This window comes from Sphingopyxis sp. SCN 67-31 (assembly GCF_001725095.1).
In genome coordinates this window covers 1-5,092 of record NZ_MEFH01000208.1, presented here as the reverse complement: position 1 = coordinate 5,092, position 5,092 = coordinate 1, and the positions used below count along the sequence as shown (strand labels likewise).

7 protein-coding genes are annotated in these 5,092 nt (G+C 63.6%); 4 read left to right on the top strand and 3 right to left on the bottom strand.

What is annotated here, in order from left to right; genetic code table 11:
- Both ABS88_RS24160 and cysD read right to left on the bottom strand, forming a co-directional pair.
- Window positions 1-453 (bottom strand): GTP-binding protein (locus ABS88_RS24160; protein WP_286750828.1); only part of this gene is annotated, 453 nt, incomplete at its 3' end.
- A gap of 117 nt (window positions 454-570) precedes the next feature.
- On the bottom strand, window positions 571-1,476 hold the full coding sequence (gene cysD, locus ABS88_RS24155; RefSeq protein WP_286750827.1) for a sulfate adenylyltransferase subunit CysD: 906 nt from the start codon (window positions 1,474-1,476) through the stop codon (window positions 571-573).
- Between the two features lie 136 nt (window positions 1,477-1,612).
- On the opposite strand from cysD, the gene ABS88_RS24150 reads away from it, so the two are divergent.
- Genes ABS88_RS24150 through ABS88_RS24135 form a run of 4 tightly spaced genes read left to right on the top strand, consistent with a single transcriptional unit; the run spans window position 1,613 to window position 3,820 of the window.
- A complete protein-coding gene (locus ABS88_RS24150) occupies window positions 1,613-2,782 on the top strand; it encodes an isovaleryl-CoA dehydrogenase (protein WP_186403245.1) in 1,170 nt (389 codons plus the stop codon).
- Entirely contained in the window at window positions 2,779-3,126 is a 348-nt protein-coding gene (locus tag ABS88_RS24145) for a hypothetical protein (RefSeq protein ID WP_286750826.1), read from the top strand. The genes ABS88_RS24150 and ABS88_RS24145 overlap by 4 nt, the downstream gene beginning before the upstream one ends.
- On the top strand, window positions 3,123-3,542 hold the full coding sequence (locus tag ABS88_RS24140; RefSeq protein ID WP_003051389.1) for a VOC family protein: 420 nt from the start codon (window positions 3,123-3,125) through the stop codon (window positions 3,540-3,542). The genes ABS88_RS24145 and ABS88_RS24140 overlap by 4 nt, the downstream gene beginning before the upstream one ends.
- Window positions 3,539-3,820: a hypothetical protein gene (locus tag ABS88_RS24135; RefSeq protein WP_062902375.1), complete on the top strand. Its 282-nt coding sequence runs from the start codon at window positions 3,539-3,541 to the stop codon at window positions 3,818-3,820. Before ABS88_RS24140 ends, ABS88_RS24135 begins: the two co-directional genes overlap by 4 nt.
- 108 nt (window positions 3,821-3,928) lie before the next feature.
- On the opposite strand, the gene ABS88_RS24130 is transcribed toward ABS88_RS24135, so the two are convergent.
- Window positions 3,929-5,092 (bottom strand): M13 family metallopeptidase (locus ABS88_RS24130; RefSeq protein WP_286750825.1); only part of this gene is annotated, 1,164 nt, incomplete at its 5' end.

Genomic DNA, 5,092 nt, shown 5'->3' with positions numbered 1-5,092 from the left:
GCGGCGCGTCTGCGTCAGCACGCCCTTGCGCGCATCGACAAGGATCACGGCAAGGTCGGCGGTCGACGCGCCGGTGACCATGTTGCGCGTATATTGCTCATGCCCCGGGGTGTCGGCCACGATGAACTTGCGCTTTTCGGTCGTGAAAAAGCGATAAGCGACGTCGATCGTGATTCCCTGCTCGCGCTCGGCGGCAAGCCCGTCGACGAGCAGCGCGAAATCGATCTCGCCGCCTTGCGTGCCGACGCGCTTGCTGTCCGCCTCGAGCGCGGCGAGTTGATCCTCGAAGATCATCTTGCTGTCGTAGAGCAGCCGCCCGATCAGCGTCGATTTGCCATCATCGACGCTGCCGCAGGTGATGAAGCGCAGCAGCGACTTACGCTCGTGACTGGCGAGATAGGCGTCGATATCTTCGGCGATCAGGGCGTCGGTAACGTAGATGGGGTCGGTCATATTCTTACTTCGTTATTCCCGCGAAAGCGGGAATCCCGCTTCGTCCGTTGATACAGAAAGAGACCCCCGCCTTCGCGGGGGTTGACCCTTCGTCAATCTGAAGATTGACGCGGCGGGTCAAAAATACCCCTCCTGCTTCTTCTTCTCCATCGACGCATCGCCGCCATCCTTGTCGATGATGCGTCCCTGCCGTTCGCTGGTCGTCGTCAGCAGCATTTCCTGGATGACTTCACTTAGCGTTGTCGCCTCGCTTTCGACCGCCCCGGTGAGCGGATAGCAGCCGAGGGTGCGGAAACGCACCGAGCGCATCACGGGCTCTTCACCGTCGCGTAGCGGGAAGCGGTCGTCATCGACCATCAGCAACAGCCCGTCGCGTATCACAGTCGGTCGGGGCGCCGCGAAATAGAGCGGCACGATCGGGATATTCTCGCGCGCGATATATTGCCAGATGTCGAGTTCGGTCCAGTTCGAGATCGGGAAGACCCGGATACTTTCCCCCTTCGCCTTGCGCGCGTTGTAGAGGTTCCAGAGCTCGGGGCGCTGCTGCTTGGGATCCCAGCCGTGGCTCGCGGTGCGGAAGGAAAAGATGCGCTCCTTCGCGCGGCTCTTTTCCTCGTCGCGCCGCGCACCGCCGAAGGCGACGTCGAATCCGTGAAGGTCGAGCGCCTGCTTGAGCCCTTCGGTCTTCCACATGTCGGTATGCAGCGGCCCATGGTCGAACGGATTGATCCCGCGCGCCTTCGCCTCGGGGTTCTGATGGACGATCAGGTCCATGCCCGATTCCGCGGCCATGCGGTCGCGCAGTTCGTACATCGCGCGGAACTTCCACGTCGTATCGACGTGGAGCAGCGGAAAGGGCGGCGGCGAGGGATAGAAGGCCTTGCGCGCGAGATGCAGCATCACCGCGCTGTCCTTGCCGACCGAATAGAGCATCACGGGGTTGACGGCGTCGGCCATCACTTCGCGCATGATGTGGATGCTCTCGGCCTCGAGACGGTCCAGATGGGTAAGCGTGTCGATCATGCCCCGCCCTTGCCGACCCCCATGGCGGCACGCAAGCTGTATGGCCTTTTCGCCTTGCAAGCCAGACTTGTCCGCTGCGCTTCAAACCGCGCCCGCTTCCTGCTAGTCGCATCCGAAACCAGAAACAGAGGACGATATGCGCGCCACACCCGATTTCGATTTTGCCCTTGGCGAGACCGCCGAGATGATCCGCGACACCACCGCCCGCTTCGCCGACGAGCAGATTGCGCCGCTGGCCGACAGGGCCGACCGCGAGGACTGGTTCCCTCGCGACGAGTTGTGGACGCAGATGGGCGCGCTGGGCCTGCACGGCATCACGGTTGAGGAGGAATGGGGCGGCCTCGGTCTCGGCTACCTCGAACATGTTCTGGCGGTCGAGGAAGTCAGTCGCGCGAGCGGCGCGATCGGCCTGTCCTATGGCGCCCATTCGAATCTGTGCGTCAACCAGATCCGCCGCTGGGGCAATGAAGAGCAAAAGGCGAAATATCTGCCGAAGCTGATCTCGGGCGAGCATGTCGGCAGCCTGGCGATGTCGGAAGCCGGCGCCGGGAGCGACGTCGTCTCGATGAAGCTGAAGGCCGAGCCGGTTCAGGGCGGCTATGTCCTCAACGGCACCAAATTCTGGATCACCAACGCCACCTGTGCGGACACGCTGGTCGTCTATGCCAAGACGACGCCCGAAGCGGGATCACGCGGCATCACCGCCTTCCTGATCGAAAAGGATATGCCGGGCTTCAGCATCGGGCAAAAGATCGACAAGGTCGGCATGCGCGGATCCCCGACCGCCGAACTCGTCTTCACCGATTGCGAGGTCAGCGAGGACCAGGTGATGGGGCCGGTCAACGGCGGCGTCGGCGTGCTGATGTCGGGCCTCGACTATGAGCGCGTCGTGCTCGCCGGGCTCCAGCTCGGCATCATGCAGGGCTGCCTCGACACGGTCATCCCCTATCTTCGCGAGCGCAAGCAGTTCGGCAAGCCGATCGGCTCGTTCCAGCTCATGCAGGCCAAGGTTGCCGACATGTATGTCGCGCTCCAGTCGGCGCGCTCCTATGTCTATAATGTCGCCAAGGCATGCGACGCCGGGCTGACGACGCGGTTTGACGCCGCGGGCGCCATCCTGCTGGCCAGCGAAAGCGCGGTGAAGGTCGCAGGCGAAGCGATCCAGGCGCTTGGCGGCGCGGGCTACACCAAGGACTGGCCGGTCGAGCGCTATTGGCGCGATGCCAAACTGCTCGACATCGGGGCGGGCACCAACGAAATCCGCCGCATGCTGATCGGCCGCGAACTGATCGGCGCAGGCGCGTGATCTGGCTGGGGCTGTCGGCCACCTTGATGGTGGCGACCGCCCTGGTGCACGGCTTGCTGGGCGAAAGGCGACTTGTCAGGCCGTTGATGTCGCTCGACAGCGGAATCATGGGGATCGACTTGGCGCGCCGGGTGTTTCGTCTGGCATGGCATGCGCTCTCGCTCCTGATGCTGGTGTCCGCCGCGTCGGTCCTGTGGCCCGGAACGCCGCGCGGTCTGATCCTGCTGATCGGGGCCGCGTGGACGGCGACCGGTCTGTTCGACGCCGTATATACGCGCGGCCGACACATCGGCTGGCCGTTTCTGACTGCATCCGGACTGCTCGCGATTGCCGGGGCCTTATGAGCGCGCGCGGCCTTGTCCATCATATCGACCTGACGGTTCGCGACGCGGCGCGGTCGCGGATTTTCTATGATGCGGTGCTGGGCTTTCTCGGCTACCGGCGCGCCGCCGATTATGATCATGGCAGCGATTGGGACCGCGACGGCGAACCTTTCCATTCGATCGGGATCGTCGAAGCGCGTGGCCCCGGCGCGCTACGGAGCCACGACCGCTTTTCGCCCGGACTGCATCATCTTGCCTGGACTGCCGAAAGCCGCGCCGACGTCGATGCGCTGCATGATTTGCTGCGCAGCATAGGCGCGACGATCCTCGATGCCCCCGCCGATTATCCGCGCTACGGACCTACCTATTATGCGCTCTTCTTTGCCGACCCTGACGGGTTGAAGCTCGAGTTCGTGTTCGGGGCGACCGGCGGATGAGCGATACGCTGCTCGACGCGCTGCAATATTATGGCGCCGGGGCCGGAACGCTCGCGGCGCTGATCGTGTCGCTCAATCTCGGGCGACGCCCGACCGGCTGGGCCTTCGTCATTTTCGTGACCAGCAGCATCGCGCTCGTCGCGTGGGGCTTTCTGCAAAGCGACAGCGAAGGCATCGGCTGGCAGAATATCGCGCTGCTGTGCATCAACTGCGTCGGCGTTTACCGGTACCTGATCCTCAAGGAAAAGCCGGGGGCGCCGCAGGCATCAGAAAAATAGCGTCTTCGCGAGCGCAGCGAAGCAATCTCCAGCGTCCCGAGTCAACCTCGGGCCGATGACTGGAGATTGCTTCGTCGCTCCGCTCCTCGCAACGACGAGAAGCGGACATTACCCCCAGACGCGGACGCGCTGATCGGGGGCGAGATACAGCTTGTCGGTCGGCTGAACGTTGAACGCCTTGTACCACGCGTCGAGGTTGCGGACGGTGAGTGCGCGGTAGTTGCCCGGCGCATGGCCGTCGGTCGCGATCCGCGCGCGCAGCGCCTCGTCACGCATCTTGGTGGCCCAGGTCTGCGCATAGGCGATGAAGAAACGCTGATCGCCCGTGAAGCCGTCGATCACCGGCGCTTCCTTGCCGTTCAGCGACGCACGATAGGCGTCATAAGCCGCCTGCAGGCCCGCGACGTCGGCAATATTCTCACCCAGCGTCAGCTTGCCGTTGACCGCAAGATCGGGGAACGGCTTGTAGCTGTCATATTGCGCGGCCAGCGCCGCCCCCGCCGCCTCGAACTTCTTGAGATCCTCGGCCGTCCACCAGTTGCGCAGCGCGCCGGTCGAATCGAAGGCCGCGCCATTATTGTCGAAGCTGTGGCTGATTTCGTGGCCGATGACGGCGCCGATCGCGCCGTAATTATAGGCGGGATCGGCCTTGGCGTCGAAGAAGGGCGGCTGCAGGATCGCGGCGGGGAAATTCAGCGCATTCTGCACCGGCAGATTGACGGCATTGACCGTCTGCGGGGTCATCCACCATTCGCCCTTGTCGAAGGGTTTGCCGATCTTGGCGAGCTGGTGCGCATATTCGGCCTTCTCGCCGGCGACTTCGTTCGCATAGGCGTCGTCGGCGCTGATCGTGTAGCTGCCATAGTCGCGCCAGTTTTCGGGATAGCCGACGCCGACGACGATCGTTTCGACCTTCTTGATCGCTTCCTTCTTCGTTTCGGGCGCCATCCAGTCGATCGTGTTGACGCGCTTCGCAAAGGCGGCCTTGATCCCCTTCACCATGTCACCGACTTCGGCCTTGGCCGACGCCGGGAAATATTTCTCGGCATAGACGCGGCCGACCGCATCGCCGAGATAGGTGTTGAGCGCGTCGAGCGCGCGCTTGTCACGGCTGCGCTGCTGCGGCGTGCCCGAGAGGGTGGTGCCGTAAAAGGCGAAATGCGCATCGTCGAGCGCGCTTGGCAGCACATCGGTATGGCTGTTGATCTGATGGAAGACGAGCCAGTCCTTCCACGCCTCGAGCGGCTGCGATGCGACGAGCGCCGACAGGCC